Raw genomic sequence first — 22,141 nt, 5'->3', positions numbered from 1 at the left:
GCGGCGTCAGGCGGCCGGCGTCGTCGGCTGCAGCAGGCGCTCGATCGCTTCGCCGAGGCGGTGCGCCGTCAGCGGCTTGCGCAGGAATCCGTCCATGCCGGACGCCTTGGCGGCGGCTTCCTCGTCGCCGCCGGAGCGCGCCGTGATCGCGATGACCGGCAGGGCGGCATGCGCGGCCTGGTTGCGGATCATCCGCGTGAGCTGCATGCCGTCGATACCGGGCAGGTCCAGGTCGACGATCGCCAGGTCGAAGCGGCCGCGGGCCAGCTCGACCATCGCGGCCAGCCCCTGTGGCGCATGCACCACGCCGTGGCCGGCCGATTCGAGCAGGCCGCTGGCGACGGCGGCGATCATCGCGTCGTCCTCGACCAGGAGGATCCGCAGCGCAGCGGCCGGCGTGCCGCGTGCCGGGTCGCCGGCCGGCGCCGCCACGGCGGAGGCCGGGGGCGGCGCTCCGCGGACGGCGGCCTCGGCCGGGTCGGCCGGCGTGATGCGCGGATCGAGCAGCGGCAGCTCCACCGTGAACACGCTGCCCTGACCCGGCACGCTGCTGGCGTGGATGCGTCCGTGCATCAGTTGCGTCAGTTCCTGGCAGATCGCCAGGCCCAGGCCGCTGCCGCCATGGCGCCGGCTGACGCCGTCGGACTGTACGAAACGGCTGAACAACCGCTCGACCAGGTCGGCGCTCATGCCCGGACCGGTGTCCTCGATGCGATAGCGCACGATCCCGCCGAAGCCGACCGTGAGGCCGAGGTGGATGTGGCCGCGCTCGGTGAACTTCAGGGCGTTGCCGACCAGGTTCAGCAGGATCTGCTTGATCCGCACCGCGTCGCCGACGACGCGCGTCGGCGCACCGGGCGCCACGTCGACGACCAAGGCGACGCCCTTGGCTTCGGCGATGCCTTCCTCGATCGCCGCCACCTCGTGCAGCAGGGCGCCCGGATCGAACGGCACCGGGTCCAGCGACAGCTTGCCGGCCTCGATGCGTGCCAGGTCGAGGCTGTCGTTGACGACGCGCAGCAGGACCTCGCCGGACTTGCGGATCGCATCGGCCTGGCTGCGCTGGCGCTGTTCCAGCGGCGTGCGCAGCAGCAGGTCGGTCATGCCGAGCACGCCGGTCAGCGGCGTGCGGATCTCGTGGCTCATCAGTGCCAGGAAGCGCGACTTGGCCTCGGCCACCTGCTCGGCGGCGCGCCGGCGCTCCTCGGCCAGCTGCAGCGCATGCTGGCGCTTGATCCGCTGCCGGTAGCCGCGCAGGACCAGCCAGCCCATGCCGAGCACGGCGGCGAAATAGACCGCATAGGCCTGGTCGGTGGCCCAGGCCGGCGGCGCCACGTCCAGTAGCAGGGGCGGCTCCAGGTCGCTCCAGACGCCGCTGCCGTTGGTCGCCGCGACCTGCAGCGGATAGCGCCCGGCCGGCAGCTGCGAGAAGACGCGCTGGCCGCGGTTCCCGGTCTCGACCCAGTCCTCGTCGAAATGGGCCAGCCGGAAGCGGTAGCGGTTGGCGACCGGGTTGACGAACGAGAGTGCGCGGACGTTGACCTGCAGGTCGCGGTCGTCGTAGCCGAGGACGATCGGCCGGCTGGCCGGCAGGTCGACCGCGCGCCCATCGCGGCGCACGGTCAGCGAGGTCACCCGCACCGGCGGCCGTGCCAGCTCCACGCGCAGCGCGCGCGGATCGAAGGCGACGATGCCGGACAGGGTCGCCATCCAGATCGTGCCGTCCGACGTGCGCGTCGCGGCGCCGGCCCTGAACTCCGGACTCGGCAGGCCGTCGCCCTCGCCGTAGCGGACCAGCCGCCGGGTCGCCGGATCGAAGTGCCACAGGCCACGCCGGCTGGCCAGCCACGGGCTGCCGTCGTCGGCGACGACCAGCGCGGCGCCGGGCATCGTCGGCAGCCCGAGCGTGCGCTCGACCTGGTCGATGCGCCGGGCGATGTCGCCGTCCATGCGATAGCGCTCGAGCCGGCCCGGATGGTGTGCCCAGAACGAGCCGTCGGCATCGAAGGCCAGCGCGTCGATCAGGTCGAACGGCACGCCGATGATGCGGCGGAAGCGATCCTCCGCGGGCATGAAGCGCTCGACTCCCGTCGTCGTGGCGATCCAGATGCCGCCGTCCGGCGCCCGGGTCAGCACCTTGATGTCGTCGCTGGTCAGGCCGTCGTTGGCACGCGTGTAGCGGCGGATCGCGTGCGTGCGCGAATCGATGCCGACGACGCCTTCGCCCAGAACCGCCGCCCAGATCCTGCGATCGCCGGCGGCGAGCGCCGAGACCTGGCCGGGCGGAAGCGCGTCGGCGCGTTCGGCATCGACCGGAAATTCCACGTTCGGCGTCCGCCCGGCCCGGTCGATCCGCAGCAGGCCGTTGCGCTGGCCGACCCAGACCGCGTCCTCCTGCACCAGCAGCGAGGACATCCGCTGGCGATTGCCGTCGATCCGCGGGCCGTGGCGCTGGACCCGGCCGCTGGCCGGATCGATCCGGTCGAGGCCGTCGTGGGCGCTGATCGCCCAGACTGCGCCGTCCGGAGCGGCGGCCAGCGCGTTGACGATGCCGTGCGTCAGGCTGTTGTCGGACCCGGGCAGGAAGCGGTAGTTGGCGAAGTTGCGCCAGGTCGGCGGCAACTGGGCGATGCCGCCTTCCTGCGTCGCGAACCAGAGGTTGCCTTCCTGGTCGCACAGGATGTCCATGATGCGCGCGCCGGGCAGGGTGCCGGGAATCTGCTCGTGCGTCTGGAAGTGCTCGGTCTTGGTGCCGTCGAAGACGCTGACCCCGGACACGGTGCCGACCCAGAGCACGCCGCTGCGATCGCGCGCGGCGGAGATCGGCGCGAACCCGTCCACCGGCAGCTGCCGCACGAAGGCCAGGTCGGGCCCGACGACGAGCAGGCCTCGCGTCGTCGTCAACAGCACGTTGCCGTCCGGCTCGCCCAGGATCGCGGTGACCTGCGCGGCGCCGGTGCGGGTATCGAGCACCGGCAGCGCGACGCGGCGGATCAGTCCGCCGGGTTCGCGCACGTCCAGGCCGCGATCGGTGCCGATCCACAGCCGGCCGGCCGCATCGCCGTACAGGCTGATGACCGCGTCCGAGCTCAGGCTGGCCGGATCGTCGGGGTCGTGGCGGATCTGCACGAAGCTGCCGTCGGGCTCCAGCCGTGCCAGGCCGCCACCGTAGGTGCCGACCCAGATCGTGCCGGCGGCATCCTCGGCGATCGCGAAGATGTCGTTGCTGCCCAGGGTGGTGCGGTCGCTGGGCACGTGCCGGTAGTGCGTGAACTGGGTGGCGCCCGGGTCGAGCCGGTTGAGGCCGCTGTCCTCGCCGCCGCTCCAGACGCGGCCACGGCGGTCTACCAGCACGGTGGCGACATCGTTGCCCGACAGCGAGCCCGGGTCGGCCGGATCGTTGCGCCAGACCTTGACGTCGACGCCGTCGTAGCGCGCCAGGCCGTCGGCGGTGGCGATCCAGATGAAGCCGTCGCGATCCTGGGCGAGCTTGTAGACGCGGCTGGACGGCAGGCCGTCGGCGACGCCGAGCACCTCGAAGCGCGGCTCGGCCGGCGGCGGAGCCGCCGCCACCACCAACGGCATCCAGAGCAAGAGCCAGCGCGCAAACATGAACGGCATGGTGCCACGCCGGCCGGTTTTTCTCATCGCCTGCGGTCTCGCTCTAGAATCGGCCCGATTCCCGCCGACGGCAGCCATGTCCCGCAATCGACTTCCGTTGCGCCTGATCCTGATCGCCGCGCTCGCCATCGGCGCGGCGCTGGTCGTCGGCCTGGTCGTGGGCGCGCTCAACAGCCTGCTCGAATTTCATGCGCGCATCGAGGCGATGCCGGCCTGGCTGCGGCTGCCGCTGATCGCGGCGATGGCCTGCGCGCTGGCGGGGCTGGCGCTGCTGTTCTGGCGGCTGGCACGCCCGGCGCCGCGCCGGGCACCGCCGCTGCGCGAGCCGCCGCGGCGCGAGGACGTGGACGGACGCCTCGAGGCGCTGCGCAGGCGTGATGTCGACACCCGCGTCCTGGAGGGCGAGCTGCACGAACTGGACCGCCGGCGCGCCGGCGGCGAGGTACACGTCGCGCTGTTCGGCGAGATCTCCACCGGCAAGTCCAGCCTGATCCGGGCGCTGGCCCCCGAACACCTGCCGGCCGTCGATCCGCGCGGCGGCACCACGCGCAGCGTGGCCCTGTACCGCGGCCGGCTGCGCGGGGGCGGCGACCTGGTGCTGGCCGACGTGCCCGGCACCGGCGAGGTGGACGGTGCCGACCGCGAGACGCTGGCGCGCGAGGAGGCCTTGCGTGCCCACGTGGTGGCGGTCGTCGCCGCCTCGGACCTGACCGCCCGGCAGGATCGCGAACTGCGCTGGCTGGCGGGTTTCGGCAAGCCGCTGGTGGTGGTGCTCAACAAGATCGACCAGTTCGACCCGGCCGAACGGCGCGCGCTGCTCGATGCGCTCGGGCAGCGCTATGCCGGTCTCGCCGCGGCGGTGGTGCCGGTCAGCGCCGGCGGTACCGAACGCTTCGAGCGCCGGCTGGCCGACGGCCGCGTCGAGCAGGTCGAGCGGGCGCGCCTGCCGGACGTCGGCGCGCTGGCTGCCTTGCTCGAGCGGCTGGCGGCGCCGGGTGCCGCGGCGCTCGAGCCGGCGCGCGAGGCGGCGGTGCTGACCCGGGTCGAGGAGCGCCGGGCCGTGCTCGAGCGCGAAGCCGCCGAGCGCGAGGCCGACGCGATCGTGGCGCGCTACACGCGGCGCGCCGTCGTCGGTGCGATGGCCGCGGTGGCGCCCGGCAGCGACATCGTGATCCAGGGCGCGCTCGGCACCGCGCTGATCCGCGAGCTGGCGGCGATCCACGGCGTGCCGGTACGCGAACTGGCCGTGGACGACCTGCTCAAGCGGCTGGGGCTGACGGTCCGCAACACGACCGCGGTCGTGCTGGCGATCGCCGGCAACGCGTTCAAGGCGTTTCCCGGTCTCGGCACGCTCGGCGGCGGCGTGCTGCACGCGATCGCCTACGGCCTGGTGTTCGACAGCATCGGGCGGGCGGTGTCGTCCAGCCTCGGCGAGAAGTCCGCGCTCGACCAGGCCGATGCCGAGCGCCGGGTCCGCGAGCTGCTGGCCGAGCCGGGGCGCGAACGTCTCGAACGGGTGGCACGCCTGGTGCTCGACAGTGTCCGCAGCGGCCGGGCCGAGTGAAGGGCGCGGGGCGGTGCCTGCGACGTCGCCGGTGCGTGCCGGTCCGCGATTGGTCAATGGCGGCTGACAGTCCTTTCATGCGCGGCGGGTGGCGGCAGCGGCGGCTTTTTGCCAAGCTGCCGGCCATGCCGATGCTCCGCGTCCTTGCCGTCGTCCTGCTGCTGGCCCTGGCGCCGGCCGCCACCTGCGCCGCCGGTGCGCAGGCCTGGCGCTTCGATCCCGTCCATACGCAGGTCACGTTCTTCGTCGATCACCTGGGCTTCGCCAAGGCGACCGGGCGGCTGCGCGTGAGCCAAGGGTGGTTCCGCTTCGACCCGGACGACTGGTCGAGCGCGGCCGTGGACGTGACGATCGACCTCGCCTCGGTCGACATGGGCGATCCGCGCTGGAGCGAGACCGTGCGCTCGGGGCAATTCTTCAATACCGAGCGCTGGCCCACGGCCCGATTCGTGAGCCGCTCGGTCGATACCGGCGGCCAGGCGCCGGGCCGCGCCGTCCTGCGCGGCGACCTGACCCTGCACGGCGTTTCCCAGCCGCTCGACCTCGCCGTCACCTTCAATCGCATCGGCCGTGATCCGTACGCGTTCAAGCGCAAGGCCGGGTTTTCGGCGCAGGCCATCGTGAAGCGCAGCGCGTTCGGCATGACGCGCTATGCCGAGGTGGTCGGCGACGAGGTGGAACTCCGGATCGAAGTCGAAGGCATCGACGACGACAAGGCCGCGACCCGCAACGAGGCAGCCGATGGCATTGAAAAGCACTGACGCGCGCTGGGGCGGCATCGCCCGCAGCTTCCACTGGCTCATCTTCGCGCTGATCCTGGTCGCCGGCACGGTCGGCCTGATCATGGTGGAGCTGCCCAAGCGGCCCAACATCATTCCCGTCTACAGCTTCCACAAGTCCGTCGGCCTGACGGTACTCGCGCTGGCGGTGCTGCGCCTGCTGTGGCGGCTGTTCGACCGGCGTCCGCGCGAGCCGGCGATGCCGGCCTGGCAGCGCTGGGCGTCGCGGCTGGTGCACGGCGCGCTGTATGCGCTGATCTTCGCGATCCCGTTGAGCGGCTGGCTGTTCGACTCGGCCGGCGGGCTGCGGCCGCTGCACTGGTTCGGCCTGTTCGAGGTGCCCAAGCTCGTGGCGCCGGACGGCGACATCAAGGACATCGCCGAGACGCTGCACGAGGCCTTGTTCTGGGTGCTGGCCGCGGCGGTAGTCCTGCACGTCGGCGGCGCGCTCAAGCATCATTTCATCGATCGCGACGAGGTGCTGGCGCGCATGCTGCCCTGGCGCACGCGCCGGCTGCGCCCGCTCGCCACCGAGGCCGAGCGCCCGCCGCCGCCGCCGATCGCCTGACCGGCGCTACACGCCCTTTCCCTTCCGCCCCACGGAGCCCCGCCATGTACCGACTGCTGCTCGCCTCGATCCTGCTGGTCCTTCCGCTCGGCGCGCTCGCGCGCGACTGGCAGGCCGATCCCGCCCAGAGCACGCTGACCTTCACCGGCAGCTACGACGGCGAATCGTTCGACGGGAAGTTCCGCACGTTCACCTCCACCATCCGCTACGACCCGGCGGACCTGGCCGCGGCGAGCTTCGACGTGACCGTCGACACTGCCAGCGTGACGACCAGCAACGACGAGCGCGACGAGTCGCTGACCGGCAGCGATTTCTTCGACATCGCCAAGTTCCCGAAGGCGCGCTTCTTGACGCAGTCCTTCACGGCCGGCGCCGACGGCGGCGTCACGGCGCAGGGCACGCTGACGATCCGCGACCAGAGCAAGCCGGTCAGCCTCAAGGTGGTCTTCAAGCAGAGCGGCGACAGCGCCACCCTGGACGTCCAGACGACGCTCAAGCGCGTCGATTTCGGCCTCGGTGCCGGCAGCGACTGGAGCGACGTCGGCCCGGACGTCGCAGTCAAGGGCCATCTGGTGCTCAAGGCACGCTGACGGCGCCGCCGCTCCGCCGCTTCCGCAGCAGCGCTGCAGGGCCGACAATGGCGGCGTGAACATGCTCTCCTCGTCCTGGCGCCGCCTGCGCGGCTGGATCGGCGCTCCCGCTGCGGCACCGGTGGCGGCGTCCGGCGCGCTGCACGGCGCGCAGGCGGCCGACAGCCTGCGCGCGCTGCTGGACGACCCGCATATTCCGCCCGTGGTGCGCGCGACCCTGGCCGAGGATTTCGGCCGGCTCGAGGCGATGCTGGCCAAGCTCGAACGCGACGAGCTGCACCTGGCCGTGTTCGGCCGGGTCAGCGTCGGCAAGTCGGCACTCGCCAACGCGTTGCTCGGCGAACCGGCGTTCGAGGTCGGTGTGCTGCACGGCACCACGCGCGAAGCCGGGCAACGCCCGTGGCGCGACGTCGCCGGCTCCGGTGTCCACCTGATCGATACGCCCGGGATCGACGAGCTCGACGGCGAGGCGCGCGAGCACCTGGCCTTCGAGGTGGCCGGCCTGGTCGACCTGGTGGTCTTCGTCGTCGACGGCGACATGACCCAGCGCGAGCGCGAGGCGGTACAGCTGCTGGCGGCGACCCGCCGCCCGCTGCTGCTGGCGCTCAACAAGGCCGACCGCTACACCGAGGCCGAGCGCGAGAACGTGCTGGTGCGCCTGCGCGAGCATGTCGCCGGCCTGGTCCGCGCCGAGGACGTCGTCGCGGTCAGCGCCCGGCCGGCGGCGCTGCGCACCGTGCACGTCGACGCCGACGGCGGCGAGCACGAACAATGGCTGGCGCAGCCGCCCGACATCGATGCCTTGCGCGGCCGCCTAGTGGCGGTGCTGGCGCGCGAGGGCAAGACGCTGGCCGCACTCAATGCCAGCCTGTTCGCCGGCCGGCTGTCCGACGCCGTGAGCGGCCGCATCGCGGCCTCGCGCCGCGAGCTGGGCGGCAAGGTGATCCGCCAGTACTGCCTGGCCAAGAGCGTGGCGGTGGCGCTCAACCCGATCCCGGTGGCCGACCTGCTGGCGGCGGGCGCACTCGATGCGGCCCTGGTCATGCACCTGGGGCGCGTCTACGGCCTGCCGCTGACGCGCAGCGAGGCCGGTGGCCTGATCACGACGATCTGCGCCCAACTGGTCGCCCTGATGGGCGCGATCTGGGGCATCCACCTGGCCGCCTCGGCGCTCAAGGGCCTCAGCGCCGGCATGTCCACCGTGCTGACCGCGGCCGCGCAGGGTGCACTGGCCTGGTATGCGACCGAGCTGGTCGGCCGGGCGGCCGAGCGCTACCTGATCGCCGGCAAGTCCTGGGGCGAACACGGCCCCAAGCGGGTCGTCGCGGAAATCGTCGAAAGCCTGGACCGCGATTCGATCCTGCGCGAGGCGCGATCGGAGATCCTGGCGCGCCTGCGCCGCGGCGACGCCGACCGGCCGGCCTGAACGCGGCGGCCGGCGGTGCGCCGGGGGCGTATGATCCCCGGCGGTCAGGGGAGGGCGCCAGCCGGCGTCGCGACGAACCGGTACCCGGGCCGGACACGGCCTTCCTTTCCATCGCTTGATCCGACGAGAGAGACCCGATGAACAGCTCACTGCGCGTGACCTTGCTGGCCGCCATGATCGCCGCCGGCCTGTCCGGCGGCGGTACCGTCGTGCATGCCGACGCCACTGCCGACGCGGCCGCGGCCCGGACCTCGTACATGGTCACGTTCGCCGAGCCCGGCGTACTCGACAACGACGGCAGCCTGTCCGGCGCGGCGGCGACCTCGCCACAGAGCCGGCCGGGACTGCGCTTCGATGCACGCAGCCCCGAGGTGCTGGCCTATCGCGGCGTGCTGGCGCAGGCGCGGCAGCAGCACCTGCAGGCGATCGGTGCGCAGCTCGGCCGGGTCGTCGCACCGACGCATGAGTACGAATACACGCACAGCGGTGTCGCCCTTGCGCTGACGGCTGCCGAGGCCGAGCAGGTGGCCCGGCTGCCGGGCGTGCGACAGGTGGAAGCCGTGCAGTTCTTCGAGCCCGGCACCTATCGGGCACCGGCCTTCATCGGCGCCGAGACGGTCTGGAACGCCACGCCGGCCAGCCCGGTCAACCGCGGCAAGGGTGTGACCATCGGCGTGCTCGACAGCGGCGTCGATGCCGATCACCCGTCCTTTGCCGACGACGCGGCCTGCGGCTTCGGTGGCAGCGACCACAAGCTGCTGAGCTATCGCGACTGCTCGTCCACCGCGGCCGGCGTGTGCAACGGCGCGGCGCCGGAAGTGACGGTGTCCAGCCATGGCGTGCATACGGCGAGCACGGCCGGCGGCAACCACCTGGCCGTCGGCGGCCCCGCGCCGGCGCCGAGCCCGCCGGCCGGTTTCACGTCGATATCCGGCGTCGCGCCGTGCGCCAGCATTCGCACGTACAAGGTCTGCAACGAAGCCAACGGCCAGTGCAGCAGCGCGGACATCGCCGCCGGCATCAACAACGCGATCGCCGACGCGGTCGGCGTCATCAACTTCTCGATCTCCGGCGGCACCAGCCCCTGGAACGATGCGGATCGCACGTTCCTCAATGCGGTCAACGCCGACATCTTCGTCGCCGCGTCGGCGGGCAACACCAGTGACGGCGTGCCCAACCCGGTCGGCCAGGTCAATCATCGCGGCCCGTGGGTGATGACGGTGGCGGCTTCGACGCACGACCAGAACCTCGCCGCGCGCATGAGCGTCGACGGACCGGCACCGAACGACGACCTGCAGGGCATGGTCATCATCAAGGGCAGCACGACGCCGGCAGGGACGGCATTCGACGACCTGCCGTTGCGCAGCCATGCCGCCAACATCGAAGGCTGCACCGCGACCGGCGGCATCCCGGCGGGCCTGTTCACCGGTGTGGGTGCGCTGCTGCGGCGCGGCAACTGCCCGTTTTCCGAAAAGATCACCAATGCCGTCAACGCCGGTGCCGCCTTCGTGCTGATCGGCAACAACGAGACCGGCGGCATCTCGATGAATACCGCCGGTGCACCGACGACGGTGCCGGCCTACAGCCTCGGTGCGCCGATCGCCGACCGTCTGTTCGCCTATGTCGCGGCGAACCCGACGACGACGACGTTCTCGTTCGTGCCGAACGTGGGCAATCCGGACATGCTCGGCGACTTCTCGCTGCGCGGGCCGACATCAGGCGTCGCGCTGGGCCTGACCAAGCCGGACATCACCGCGCCCGGCGTCAGCATCTATGCCGCCGTCAACGGCGGCTACGGACGCCTGAGCGGCACCTCGATGTCGAGTCCGCACGTGGCCGGTGCCGCGGCCCTGGTGCGGGCCGTCCATCCGGACTGGACGCCGATGCAGGTCAAGTCGGCCCTGCAGCTGACGGCCGTGCGTGCCGGGCGCAAGGACGACGGTGCCTCGCCGTGGGATCCGGACGACGTCGGCAACGGCCGCGTCGACCTGACCGTCGCGACCAAGGCGGGCCTGGTCATGGACGAGACCTTCGCCAACTTCGTGGCGGCCAACCCGAGCACCGGCGGCGATCCCAAGACGCTGAACCTCCCGTCGATGCGCAACATGGCCTGTTCGACGGGCTGTACGTTCACGCGCCAAGTGACCAGCAAACTGAACGCGACGTCGGTGTGGAACGCCACGTTCGAAGGGCCCGACGGCGTCGTGGTCACCGTCACGCCCGCGCAGTTCTCGCTGGCGGCCGGGGCGACGCAGACGCTGACGATCCAGGTCGCGTTCGAGGACTACGGCCCGGCGTTCCGCAACCGCATCGCGTTCGGCTCGATCGTGCTGGCGACGCAAACCGCCGGGCAGGCGCCGGTCTCGGCGCTCACGCTGGCCGTGCGAGGCGCGGCGGACGGCGTGTTCCACGACGGTTTCGATCCCGTGCCGTGACCTGTGGGCGATTGCCTGCCGGAGCGCGCAGGGGTATAACCCTGCGCCTGTTCCGGCAGACGACGCCTCCCCGAGGCATGCGATGCTCGCCGGGAATCCGATCGCCGGGCGCCCGGCGTGTTCAAACCCTCGAATGGCGATTTCCGGTTCCACGTTCGCGAGGATGCGATCCACGCAACGTGCGGCCACTTTGTACGCCGAGAGTTCGTATTCCATCGTGGAGGCAACATGGGTATGTCGTTTCGAGTGAAGGTTCTGGCATCGGCGGTGACGTTCGCACTGTCGGCCGGAGGGGCAGGACTGGTCGTCGCGGCGGATCCCGTAGACAGCACCGCAGCGGACGCGCAGGTGACGCTCTCCAACGTCTGGCTGATCGAGTTCGACGAGCCGGGCATGCTCTACTACGCCGGTGACGGCGACGTGACCCAGGCGACCGCGCCGGCGATCCACGGCCAGCGCAAGTTCGACGCCCGTTCGCCGGCGGCGGTGGCCTACGGCCAGCGGCTGAGCGCCAGCCAGGACGCCCACCTGGCGCAGATGCGCAACCGGCTGGGTCGCGCCGACCTCGAAGTGCTGTTCCGCTACTCGGTGACGCACAGCGGCATGGCCGTGCGCCTCAGCGACGAGGAAGCCGCCACGCTCAGCAATCTGCCCGGAATCGCGAAGATCGAGCGCGAGCAGATCTACCTGCCCGATACCTATCGCGGCCCGTACTTCATCGGCGCGCCGGCCATCTGGAACGGCGACGCCACGCCGACCGGCCTGGGCACCAAGGGCAAGGGCATCCTGGTCGGCGTCTTCGACACCGGCGCCAACCAGGCGCATCCGTCGTTCGCGCCGATGGGCGCCGCCTGCGGCTACGACGTGCCGCGGCCGAAGCTGATCGCGCGCGACTGCACCGTGGCCAACTGCGAGGGTGGCAATCCGGAGGATGCCGACGGTCACGGCAGCCATACCGCCAGCACCACCGTCGGCAATCGCGTCACGATCGCCGACACGCCGGCACCGACGCGCGACATCACCGGCGTCGCACCGTGCGCGCAGCTGATCACCTACAAGGTCTGCAACCCGACCTGCCCGGGTGGCGCGATCATCAACGCCGTCAACCGCGCGATCGTCGACGGCATCGACGTCGCCAACTTCTCGCTGGGCCCGAGCGTCAACGGCCAGCAGAATCCGTGGACCGACAACACCGACCGCCGTGCGCTCGACCTGTTGAACGCCGACGTCTTCGTCTCGATGTCGGCCGGCAACACGCGCAGCTCGCCGGTCATCAACCCACCGGCCGAGGTCAAGCACGTGGGGCCGTGGAACATCACGGTCGCCAACAGCGCGCACGACGGCCTGCCCAACCTGCCCGGTTCGATGCAGATCACCGGGCCGGCGCCGGTACCGCCGGCGCTGGCGACCTTCGAGGTCCGCCCGAGCGATAGCACGCCGCTGCCCGCGCAGACCGCTCTGCCGATCCGGCACGACGCGACCAACGCGTTCGGCTGCCAGGCCTTCCCGGCCGGCTACTTCACCGGTGCGGCAGCCCTGGTCCAGCGCGGCGGCACGCCCTCGTCGTGCCCCTATTCGGACAAGGTCGCCAATGCCGTCGCGGCCGGTGCGAAGGCGGTGCTGATCTACAACAACGCAGCCGGCAACATCACCTCGATGCTGACCAATGCGCCGGACGGCGTGTCGGTGGCGTCGACGACACAGGCCGCCGGCGAGGCGCTGGCTTCGTTCATCACCGGCAACGGCGCGACGCCGACGCTGGCGACCGTGAACCCGGCACCGACCAGCCTGGCCAACGTGCTCAATGGCGGCAGCCTGCGTGGCCCGAACCTGTGCTGCGATTCCGCCGGTGGCATGGACGTGACCAAGCCGGACATCACCGCGCCGGGCACCAGCATCTATGCGGCCGGCGCCGCGCCCGGCAACTACACGACGCTGTCCGGCACCTCGATGTCGAGCCCGCACGTGGCCGGCGCCGGCACGCTGGTCCGCGCGGCGCAGCCGCACTGGACGCCGGCCGAGGTCATCTCGGCGCTGATGATGACCGCCAACAGCGGCCAGCTGATGCCGGACCGGGTCACCCCGGCCACGCCGGACGAGATCGGCACGGGCATGGTCAACCTGCGCAAGGCGGCACTGGCCGGCCTGGTGCTCAACGAGACCCATGCGAACTTCCTCGCCGCCAATCCCAACAGCGGCGGTATCCCGCGCAACCTCAACATCGCCAACCTGCGCCGCACCAGCTGCGTGGGCAATTGCCAGTGGACGCGCACGTTCCGCAACACGCTCTCGGAGCCGACCCAGTGGACGGTCACGGCTGCCAACCTGCCGGCCGGGCTGAGCCTGTCGTTCTCGCCGTCGACCTTCAGCTTCGCCGGTACCGGCGTGCCCAATCCCGATAGCCTGTTCGTCGGCGATTTCGACGCGCCGGCCGGCGGCCCGGAGACCCAGGCGATCGTCATCACCGCGACGCCGACGGCCGCCCTGCCGAGCATCGTCTTCGCCGACGTGGTGCTGACCGAGACCAATGGCCTGTCGCCGCCGCTGCGGGTCACGGTCGCGGTCAAGGGCAATCCCTGATCGTCCGCCGAGTCTGCTCCAGGTAACCGCTAAGGGCCCGCTTCGGCGGGCCCTTTTCTTTTGCGGTGCAGCAAAATCGACAGCGGCCGGATCGATCGCCCGCGGGGTGAATGGGATATTGATCGGTCGCTGGCGTTCCGGTAAAACGATGGACTGCCCCGAGCATCGGCACATGGTCCGCGGGATCGGCCGCGGGTTTCGGGATCATCTGTTCCGGATGGACGGCCATACGCGCCGCCAGCCGGTCTTTCGGAGGGGAAATGACCAAGTTCGTGCGCTCGAAGGTTCTGGTTTCGGCGGTAGCTCTCGCACTCTCTGCCGGCGGCGCCGGGCTCGCGTTCGCGGTCGACACCGCCGGCACCGACGCCCCGACCGCGACGGTCACCGAGGGCTTGTGGCTGATCGAATTCGCCGAGCCGGGCCTGCTGTACTTCACCGGTGACGGCGAGCAGCCGCAGGCGACTGCGCCGGCCGCGACCGGCCAGCGCCGGCTCGACGTCCATTCGCCGGCGGCCGTCCAGTACCAGGCGCGGCTGAGCGCCGCCCAGGACGCGCACGTCGCGGCGATCGGCAGCCGCCTGGGGCGCAGCGTCGAGGCGGTCCATCGCTATGCGATCACCCACAGCGGCATCGCCGTGCAGCTCACCGAGGACGAAGCCGCGCAGATCCGCAACCTGCCCGGCGTCGCCAGCGTGGAGAAGGAAGCGGTCTACCAGCTCGACACGCACCGCGGCCCGACCTTCATCGGCGCCACGACGATCTGGGACGGATCGAGCGCACCCGGCGGCAACGGCTCGATGGGGCAGGGCGTTACGATCGGCGTGTTCGACACCGGCGCCAACCTGACCCATCCCTCGTTCGCACCGATGGGCGCTGCCTGCGGCTACGACTATGCGAAGCCGAAGCTGGTCGCGCTCGACTGCTCCACCGCCAACTGTGCGAGCGGCAGCCCGGCCGACGCCGACAGCCACGGCAGCCACACGGCGAGCACCTCGGGCGGCAACTTCGTGTCGCGCGATCCGACGTCGGCCGGCCTGCCACTGCGCGACATCTCCGGCGTGGCACCCTGCGCGAACCTGCGTACGTATCGCGTGTGCTTCCCGAACGGCTGCACCGGCTCGGCGATCACCAACGCGATCAACCGGGCGATCGCCGACGGCATCGACGTCGCCAACTTCTCGCTCGGACCCAACGTCAACGGCCAGCTCAACCCGTGGACCGAGAGCACCGACCGCCGCGCGCTGGACATGGTCAATGCCGGCATCTTCGTGTCGATGTCGGCCGGCAACACGCGCAGCTCGCCGGTCATCAACCCGCCGGCCGAGGTCAAGCACGTGGGCCCGTGGAACATCACGGTCGCCAACAGCGGCCATGACGGCGTCCCGCGCGCCGACGGCTCGATGCAGGTCACCGGGCCGACGCCGGTGCCGCCGGCGCTCGCCTCGCTCGTGCTGACGCCGGCCGACGTCCCGCCGCCGAGCGCCGGTACCGGTGTCGTCGTGCGCCACGTCGCCAGCAACAACTTCGGCTGCGATCCGTTCGCACCCGGCACCTTCGCCGGCGCGGCCGCGCTGGTCTCGCGTGGCGGCACGCCCGAGGCCTGTGCGTTCGCGATCAAGGTCGCCAACGCGGTCGCCGCGGGCGCGCACACCGTCATCATCTACAACAACGTCGCCGGCGCGATCAGCCCGGCAACCAATGCCCACGGCGACACGCGCGTGGCCACGCTGACCCAGACCGACGGCCAGGCGCTGGCCAACTTCATCACCGCCAACGGTGCGACGCCGACCGTGGTGACGATCAACCCGGCACCGCTGACGACGGCCAACGTGCTCGAGAGCGGCAGCCTGCGCGGCCCGAACCTGTGCTGCAACGGCAATGGTGGGATGAACGTGACCAAGCCGGACATCACCGCGCCGGGCACGAACATCTACGCGGCCAGCTCGGCGGCGAACGGCTACACCAACATGTCCGGCACCTCGATGTCCTCGCCGCACGTCGCCGGCGCGGGTGCTCTGGTGCGCGCGACCCAGCCGAACTGGACGCCGGTAGAGGTCAACTCGGCGCTGATGCTGACGGCCACCGGCGCCGGCCAGCTGATGCCCGACGGCACGACGCCGGCCACGCCCGACGAGGTCGGCAGCGGCATGGTCAACCTGCGCCGGGCGGCGCTGGCCGGCCTCGTGATGAACGAGACCTTCGCCAACTTCGTCGCCGCCAATCCCAACTCCGGTGGTCAGCCGCATACGCTGAACACGGCCAGCCTGCGCAACGTCGGCTGCACCGGCAGCTGCCAGTGGACGCGCACGTTCCGCAACACGCTGACGGTGCCGACCAGCTGGACGGTCGCCGCGGTCAACGTGCCGGCGGGTCTGACCGTCAACGTCTCGCCGACCAGCTTCAGCTTCACCGGTGCCGGCGTGCCGGTGGCCGATGCGCTGTTCTTCGGCGGCGACTTCGAAGTGCCGGGCGCTCCGCCGGAGACGCAGGCGCTGACGGTCACGGCTACGCCGACGGCCACGTTGGCCAATATCGTCTTCGCCGAGGTCGTGCTGACCGAAGCCAACAGCCTCTCGCCGCCGCTGCGCCTGACCGTCGCGGTCCGCGGCGCACCCTGATCGGGGCGCCCGAGGCTGCTCTACGACAAAGGCCCGCATCTGCGGGCCTTTGTCTTTCTGCATCTTGCGGCGTGACCAGGGCCATGCCGCGACCGGGCAGGCGGTCGATGCTGATTCACGGGGCGCACGGGGCGCGGGGTCGCGGCCCATGCGCGGATGGGGTCGGCCGCGCCTGGAGGGCGACGGTTCCGGCGCTCAGCACTCGATGACGTTGACCGCCAATCCGCCGCGCGAGGTTTCCTTGTACTTGTCCTGCATGTCGCGACCGGTGTCGCGCATCGTCTTGATGACCTTGTCGAGCGAGACGCGGTGCTTGCCGTCGCCGCGCATCGCCATGCGCTGGGCGTTGATCGCCTTGACCGAGCCCATCGCGTTGCGCTCGATGCAGGGAATCTGCACGAGGCCGCCGATCGGGTCGCAGGTCAGGCCCAGGTTGTGTTCCATGCCGATCTCGGCGGCGTTCTCGACCTGATAGATGCTACCGCCGAGCGCGGCGGTGAGGCCGCCGGCTGCCATCGAGCAGGCGACGCCGACCTCGCCCTGGCAGCCGACTTCGGCACCGGAGATCGAGGCGTTCTCCTTGTAGAGGATGCCGATCGCACCGGCCGTCAGCAGGAAGTCCACCACGCCGGCTTCGCCGGCGCCGGGGCAGAACCGGTCGTAGTAGTGCAGCACGGCCGGCACGATGCCGGCGGCGCCGTTGGTCGGCGCCGTGACGACACGACCACCGGCGGCGTTCTCTTCGTTGACCGCCAGAGCGTAGAGGTTGACCCAGTCCAGGATCGTCAGCGGATCGCGCAACGCCATCTCGGGCCGCGCGCACAGCTCGGCATACATCGCCGGCGCGCGCCGCTGGACCTTGAGGCCGCCGGGCAGGACGCCCGCCTGGCGCAGGCCGCGCGCGAGGCAGCCCTGCATCGCGCTCCAGATCGCCAGCAGGCCGCCGCGGATCGCCTCCTCGGAGCGCCAGACCTTTTCGTTCGCCAGCATGATGCCGGCGATCGAGAGACCGGAAGCCTCGCAGCGCTGCAGCAGCTCGTCGCCACTGTGGAACGGGTAGGGCAGCGGCGTGGTGTCGGGGACGATGCGGTCCTCGGCCGCCTCGTCGTGGTTGACGACGAAGCCGCCGCCGACCGAGTAGTAGTCGCGCGTCGCCAGTACCTCGCCGTCGGCGGCATAGGCCGTGAAGCGCATGCCGTTGGTGTGGTACGGCAGCTTCTGGCGCTTGTTGAAGACCAGGTCCGCCTTCTCGTCGAAGGCGATCTCGTGACGGTCCAGCAGGCGCAGGCGCTTGGACGAGCGGATCCGGGCGAGCTTCCCTTCGATGATGTCCGGGTCGATCGTGTCCGGCCATTCGCCCTCCAGGCCGCACAGCACGGCCTTGTCGGTGCCGTGGCCGCGTCCGGTCAGTGCCAGCGAGCCGTACAGCTCGGCGCGGATGCGTGCCGTACGCTCCAGTACGCCGCGTTCGTCCAGCCAGCGCTGCACGAAACGCGCGGCGGCCCGCATCGGACCGACCGTATGGGACGAGGACGGACCGATGCCGATCTTGAAGATGTCGAAGACGCTGATGGACATGGTCGGGAGGTGTGGGCGCGGGCCCGCGATTCTACGTCGCTTCGCCCTGCCAGGGCCAAACCCGGCCGGTCGGCGCCGGCATCGCGCAGCGCTGCCGGCGCATTGCGCGCCGCTACTTCAGTACCTTCTTCGAGAGTACCGGCGAGAAGCGCCGCTGCTCGCCGTCGCTTCCGAGAACGTCGATGTAGTAGTAGTAGGTCGCACCGGGGCTGACCGACGCGTCGACGAAGGCGTAGTCGGCCTTGTCCGATCCGGCGGCCGGTTCCTTGCGCGCGATCGGCTGCTCGCTGATGCGCACGAACGGCCCGGCGCGATCTTCGGCGCGATAGACCACGTAGCCGAAGATCTTGTCGTCGTTCCGGGCCGACCAGGCGAGCTTCACCGGTCCACGGCCTTCCGAGTGGGCGATCCGTTCCGGTGCGGCGGCCGTCGTTTCCGCGACGGGTGCCGGCGTGCCGGCGGCGGTGCCTTGCTGCAAGGCCTTGGCGACATCGACGTAGCCGCTGTTGCCCAGTTCCTTGCCCTCGTCGATGACCAGCTCGCGGATCGTCTGGTCCTTGCCCAGCGCGATCACGCCGAACGGGATCGCCAGATCGGGTTCGCCGGCGAGCCGGAACGTGAAGAAGCCGGTGGAACGTCCGGTTTCGGTCAACGGCCTGGCCAGACCGATGCGGACGCAGCGGGTCTCGGGTGGCAGCTCGGACTGGCAGGCCGAGCGGGCCACCTCCCAACCTTCCGGTGCATCCACCTTCAGCGCAGCGAGGTCGGACCTGCCGGTATAGATCAGCTCGATCGAGGCCGTCGCGCGCTCGCCGACCTGCAGCGGCTTCATGCCGACGCCGTACGTGGACGGCCGCAGCGCGCCTTCGACGATCGCCTTGGTCGTGACTTCGACGAAGGGCTGCTGCGGAAGGTTCGTCGCGACCTGGATGACCCCGGCCCGCATGCCCAAGGCTGCAGCGGGACGGATGCGCGCGGAGACGGTGGTGCCTTCGACGCGGGCATCGATCCAGTCGGGTGCCGAGACGACGCGCTGCAGGGCCAGGGGCGTCTTCTCCGATGCGCTCAACGTGACCTTCTGCTCGCCGCCCGCATCCGCGGTGGTCTTGCCGAAATCGATGACGGCATGCGCCGGCGATACCAGCGACAGGACGAAGCCGGACAGCGTGAACCGGTAGCGTTCCACGCCGGGTTCGTCGGTGAAGATCGCGAAGCGATGCAGGGCCGAGCCGAGCTTGCCCGGCAGTTCCAGCACCACCTCGAACTCGCGGCGCTCTCCCGGCGCCAGCACCTCGGGCAGTCCCTTCACCTCGCCATGGCCGGCGATCGCCTTCCAGTCCTTGATCCGGACCGGCTTGTCGCTGTTATTGACGACCGTGTAGCGCTGCTGCACGGTCGAGAATGCGGTGGCGGTGTCGAACTTGGCGTGCTTGGGTTCGATGACGAGGCTCTCGGCCCAGGCGACGAGCGGGAGCAGGGAGGCGGCGAGGAGGAACAGGCGTCTTGCGATCATCAACGGGACCCTAAAAAGCCGAAACCCACCGGAGGTGGGTTTCGGGTTCAACACATTGGAAAGCGGTTTCAGTCGATTCGGTACGAATCGAGCGACACCGGCAGCGTGCCGGCGACCTGCAGCGTGTAGCTGCCGCAGCTGGCCGAGCCGGTGCCGTAGTACGAGTCGACATAGACGTAGTACGTGCTGCCGGCCGACAGGCCGGTCAGGACGCCGGGGACCGGCGGCGAGCCGGGAGGCGCGGTGTTGTTGAGCGCTTCCGGACCGGCGCCGGGGCCGATCGCGTCCTGCGAGGTGAACATGCAGCTGTCACCGTCGCCGCACTCGCTGAGGAAGAACAGCGCCAGGTCGCCGGTGCTGCCGCTCAGGTCGGCCTGGACCGTGATCGCATTGCCGGTGCCGACCGTGATGGCCCAGACGTCTTCCGGACCCGGGTACGGAAAGGCCAGCGAGGCGTCGCAGATGCCGCCGCCGTAGTTGGAAATGTTATTCGCGCCGCCGCAGGTATTGCCGGCCTGGCTGAACGGCAGTGCGGTGATCGAGGTCGGCGTGGCGCAGCTGCCACCGCCGGCGGGCACTTCGACCGCGGGGTTGGGACGCACCCAGCCGGCATCGGAGCGATTGGCGGCCACGGCAGCCGTGCAGCACAGACCGAGTCCAGCGGAAACGGCAACAGCAAGGATCTTGTTCATTGGTTATTTTCCCCGGGCGGTGGATTGAGTCTGACGACCGGCGTCCGGCCGGTGTTCGAAACGCAAGACTTCGCGGCAAACTAGCCTCGCGACCGGGCCAAGTCAACCTCGGACGTCGCATTTTCTTCATTTCGCGGCGGGGACCTATACTCGCCCGGCCATTTTCGCCCGGATTTTTCGATGACGTTTCCCCCCGGCAGGGCCCTTGCGGCCATTACCGCCGTACTGGCACTCGGTTTCGCAGCCGGCTGCGGCACCCGGGAGCCGCAGCCGAACGTGCTCCTGGTCACCGTGGACACCTTGCGTCCCGATGCGCTCGGTTTCGTCAACGGCCGGGGCGATACCCCCGCCATCGACGCGCTGGCCCGTGACGGCCGGGCGTTCCGCGGCGCGGTATCGCCGGTTCCGCTGACGCTGCCGGCGCATGCCTCGATCCTCTCGGGACTGCTGCCGCGCCACCACGGCGTGCGCGACAACGGCCAGACCGTACCGGCGGACCTGCCGCTGCTGCCGGAAGTGCTGCGCAGCCACGGCTACCGCACCGGCGCCTTCGTCAGCGGCTTTCCGCTGCAGACCCTGTTCGGCCTGGATCGGGGCTTCGACCACTACGACGACCGCATGGACCAGGGCGAGCAGGGCTGGGTCGAGCGCAAGGCCGCGGACACCGTGGCGGCGGCGTCGGCCTGGATCGGCCAGTCCGCTGCCGATCGCCCGTGGTTCGGCTGGGTGCACTTCTACGATCCGCATGACCCCTACGAGCCGCCACGCGAGTTCTGGCAGCCGGGGCCGCGCGGCGCCTACGACGGCGAGGTGGCGTATACCGACTACTGGCTGGGACGCCTGCTGGAACAGGCCCGGCAGGCGAGCGGTACGCGCCCGTTGCTGGTGGTCCTGACGGCCGACCACGCCGAGGCGCTCGGCGAGCATCGCGAGGTCACGCACGGCTATTTCGTCTACGACTCGACGATGCTGGTGCCGCTGATCTTCCATTGGCCGGGCCGCGTGCCGGCGGGCCAGGGCGACGAGGCCGTGCAGCTGATCGATGTCGCGCCGACGATCCTGGACCTGCTCGGCCTGGACGCCTTGCCCACGACCGACGGCGTCAGCCTCGCGCCCGGCCTCGCCGGCGGCCCGTTGCCCGTGCATCCGGCCCTGGTCGAGACCTGGCTGCCCTGGACCTACTACGGCTGGGCGCCGCTGAGCGCCTGGCGCGACCAGGGCTGGAAGTTCATCGACGCGCCGACGCCGGAGCTGTATGCCCTTGCGGACGATCCGGGCGAGACGCGCAACCTGGTCGCCGACGAGGTCGCGACCGGCGACCGGCTGCATCTGGCATTGACGCGCTTCACCGCCGCACCGGCACGTGTCGCCGCGACCGGCGACGACCAGCAGGCGATCGAGCGGCTGCGCAGCCTCGGCTATGTCGGCGTCGGCGGTCCGGTCGAGGCACCGCCCGACGGACGTCCCGACCCCAAGGACCGGATCGAGATCAAGGAGCGGCTGCAGATCGCCGAGACGCTGCTGCGCCAGCAGCGGTTCGCCGATGCGCAGGCGATCCTCACCGACGTGCTGGCCGGCGAGCCCGACAACCGCTACGCGCTGCTGCGTTCCGGCGTCGCGCTGCTGCGGCTGGGGCGTGCGACCGAGGCGGTCGACGTACTGCGCCGCTCGGTCGCGATCGAGCCGCACCGTGCCGAGGCGCGCTTCGCGCTGGGGGATGCGCTGATGCGCCAGCACGACTACCTCGCCGCGGCCGAGCAGTGGGCCGCCCTGTCGGAGCTGCAGCCGCGGCGGGCGGAGTCCTGGTTCAACCTGGCCGAGGCGCTCGAGCGGGCCGGCGAGCCCGAGCGCGCGCAGGCGGCACGCGTCGAGTACCAGCGCCTGGCTGCGGCGAAGCGCGATGCACCGGATGCAGCGCCCGCCGGAAACGGAGGTTCGTGATGTCGGCGCTGGTCCTCTACGTCACCGACGACTGCTCGCTGTGCGACCAGGCGCTGGAGCTGATGGCCGCTGCCGGCGCCCCGGACTTCCAGAGTGTGTTCATCGACGATGTCCCCGCCCTGCAGACCACCTACGGCTGGCGCGTGCCGGTCGTGCACGACGGGCACCGCGGCCGGGAACTGGACTGGCCGTTCGACGTGGCGGCGCTGCGCGCATTCCTGCAGCCGGGCTGACCG

General features: G+C 70.9%; 14 protein-coding genes. 10 read left to right on the top strand and 4 right to left on the bottom strand.

Annotated features, from left to right (window positions below):
* Positions 1–6: 6 nt before the first annotated feature.
* Positions 7–3,621: a ligand-binding sensor domain-containing protein gene (locus I596_RS11060; RefSeq protein ID WP_190278899.1), complete on the bottom strand. Its 3,615-nt coding sequence runs from the start codon at positions 3,619–3,621 to the stop codon at positions 7–9.
* Positions 3,622–3,697: 76 nt separating this feature from the next.
* Between I596_RS11060 and I596_RS11055 the strand changes: the two genes are divergently transcribed.
* From I596_RS11055 to I596_RS11020, 8 genes are all read left to right on the top strand, one after another.
* Entirely contained in the window at positions 3,698–5,185 is a 1,488-nt protein-coding gene (locus I596_RS11055) for a GTPase (protein WP_067647719.1), read from the top strand.
* Positions 5,186–5,310: 125 nt separating this feature from the next.
* Complete coding sequence (locus I596_RS11050) at positions 5,311–5,946, top strand: YceI family protein (RefSeq protein WP_067651809.1); 636 nt, start codon at positions 5,311–5,313, stop codon at positions 5,944–5,946.
* Positions 5,927–6,532: a cytochrome b gene (locus tag I596_RS11045; protein ID WP_067647716.1), complete on the top strand. Its 606-nt coding sequence runs from the start codon at positions 5,927–5,929 to the stop codon at positions 6,530–6,532. The genes I596_RS11050 and I596_RS11045 overlap by 20 nt, the downstream gene beginning before the upstream one ends.
* 44 nt (positions 6,533–6,576) lie before the next feature.
* Positions 6,577–7,122: a YceI family protein gene (locus I596_RS11040; RefSeq protein ID WP_067647713.1), complete on the top strand. Its 546-nt coding sequence runs from the start codon at positions 6,577–6,579 to the stop codon at positions 7,120–7,122.
* Between the two features lie 61 nt (positions 7,123–7,183).
* Complete coding sequence (locus tag I596_RS11035; RefSeq protein WP_067651806.1) at positions 7,184–8,548, top strand: GTP-binding protein; 1,365 nt, start codon at positions 7,184–7,186, stop codon at positions 8,546–8,548.
* Positions 8,549–8,685: 137 nt separating this feature from the next.
* A complete protein-coding gene (locus I596_RS11030; protein WP_067647710.1) occupies positions 8,686–10,983 on the top strand; it encodes a S8 family serine peptidase in 2,298 nt (765 codons plus the stop codon).
* Positions 10,984–11,331: 348 nt separating this feature from the next.
* Positions 11,332–13,563 (top strand): S8 family serine peptidase, encoded by a 2,232-nt coding sequence (locus tag I596_RS11025; protein ID WP_190278898.1) that lies wholly within the window; start codon positions 11,332–11,334, stop codon positions 13,561–13,563.
* Between the two features lie 260 nt (positions 13,564–13,823).
* A complete protein-coding gene (locus I596_RS11020) occupies positions 13,824–16,181 on the top strand; it encodes a S8 family serine peptidase (protein ID WP_067647704.1) in 2,358 nt (785 codons plus the stop codon).
* Between the two features lie 195 nt (positions 16,182–16,376).
* Here the strand turns inward: I596_RS11020 and I596_RS11015 are convergent, their stop codons facing one another.
* From I596_RS11015 to I596_RS11005, 3 genes are all read right to left on the bottom strand, one after another.
* Positions 16,377–17,759 (bottom strand): L-serine ammonia-lyase, encoded by a 1,383-nt coding sequence (locus I596_RS11015; protein WP_067647702.1) that lies wholly within the window; start codon positions 17,757–17,759, stop codon positions 16,377–16,379.
* 112 nt (positions 17,760–17,871) lie between these two features.
* A complete protein-coding gene (locus I596_RS11010; RefSeq protein ID WP_150132117.1) occupies positions 17,872–19,323 on the bottom strand; it encodes a fibronectin type III domain-containing protein in 1,452 nt (483 codons plus the stop codon).
* A 17-nt stretch (positions 19,324–19,340) separates the two neighbouring features.
* On the bottom strand, positions 19,341–19,964 hold the full coding sequence (locus tag I596_RS11005) for a hypothetical protein (RefSeq protein ID WP_150132116.1): 624 nt from the start codon (positions 19,962–19,964) through the stop codon (positions 19,341–19,343).
* Positions 19,965–20,144: 180 nt separating this feature from the next.
* On the opposite strand from I596_RS11005, the gene I596_RS11000 reads away from it, so the two are divergent.
* Positions 20,145–21,905, top strand: a complete 1,761-nt coding sequence (locus I596_RS11000) for a sulfatase-like hydrolase/transferase (RefSeq protein ID WP_067647693.1) — start codon at positions 20,145–20,147, stop codon at positions 21,903–21,905.
* Positions 21,905–22,138, top strand: a complete 234-nt coding sequence (locus tag I596_RS10995; RefSeq protein WP_067647690.1) for a glutaredoxin family protein — start codon at positions 21,905–21,907, stop codon at positions 22,136–22,138. Before I596_RS11000 ends, I596_RS10995 begins: the two co-directional genes overlap by 1 nt.
* Positions 22,139–22,141: the final 3 nt, after the last annotated feature.

The organism is Dokdonella koreensis DS-123 (assembly GCF_001632775.1).
Taxonomy (GTDB): Bacteria; Pseudomonadota; Gammaproteobacteria; order Xanthomonadales; family Rhodanobacteraceae; genus Dokdonella; species Dokdonella koreensis.
Note: the sequence above shows the minus strand (reverse complement) of the source record. Positions and strands in the feature narration are given on the sequence as shown.

Excerpts from the sequence above, each read along its gene's own strand:
- I596_RS11060 (WP_190278899.1), bottom strand. The coding sequence starts at position 3,621 with ATGCCGTTCATGTTTGCGCGCTGGCTCTTGCTCTGGATGCCGTTGGTG.
- I596_RS11055 (WP_067647719.1), top strand. The coding sequence starts at position 3,698 with ATGTCCCGCAATCGACTTCCGTTGCGCCTGATCCTGATCGCCGCGCTC.
- I596_RS11050 (WP_067651809.1), top strand. The coding sequence starts at position 5,311 with ATGCCGATGCTCCGCGTCCTTGCCGTCGTCCTGCTGCTGGCCCTGGCG.
- I596_RS11045 (WP_067647716.1), top strand. The coding sequence starts at position 5,927 with ATGGCATTGAAAAGCACTGACGCGCGCTGGGGCGGCATCGCCCGCAGC.
- I596_RS11040 (WP_067647713.1), top strand. The coding sequence starts at position 6,577 with ATGTACCGACTGCTGCTCGCCTCGATCCTGCTGGTCCTTCCGCTCGGC.
- I596_RS11035 (WP_067651806.1), top strand. The coding sequence starts at position 7,184 with ATGCTCTCCTCGTCCTGGCGCCGCCTGCGCGGCTGGATCGGCGCTCCC.
- I596_RS11030 (WP_067647710.1), top strand. The coding sequence starts at position 8,686 with ATGAACAGCTCACTGCGCGTGACCTTGCTGGCCGCCATGATCGCCGCC.
- I596_RS11020 (WP_067647704.1), top strand. The coding sequence starts at position 13,824 with ATGACCAAGTTCGTGCGCTCGAAGGTTCTGGTTTCGGCGGTAGCTCTC.
- I596_RS11015 (WP_067647702.1), bottom strand. The coding sequence starts at position 17,759 with ATGTCCATCAGCGTCTTCGACATCTTCAAGATCGGCATCGGTCCGTCC.
- I596_RS11005 (WP_150132116.1), bottom strand. The coding sequence starts at position 19,964 with ATGAACAAGATCCTTGCTGTTGCCGTTTCCGCTGGACTCGGTCTGTGC.
- I596_RS11000 (WP_067647693.1), top strand. The coding sequence starts at position 20,145 with ATGACGTTTCCCCCCGGCAGGGCCCTTGCGGCCATTACCGCCGTACTG.
- I596_RS10995 (WP_067647690.1), top strand. The coding sequence starts at position 21,905 with ATGTCGGCGCTGGTCCTCTACGTCACCGACGACTGCTCGCTGTGCGAC.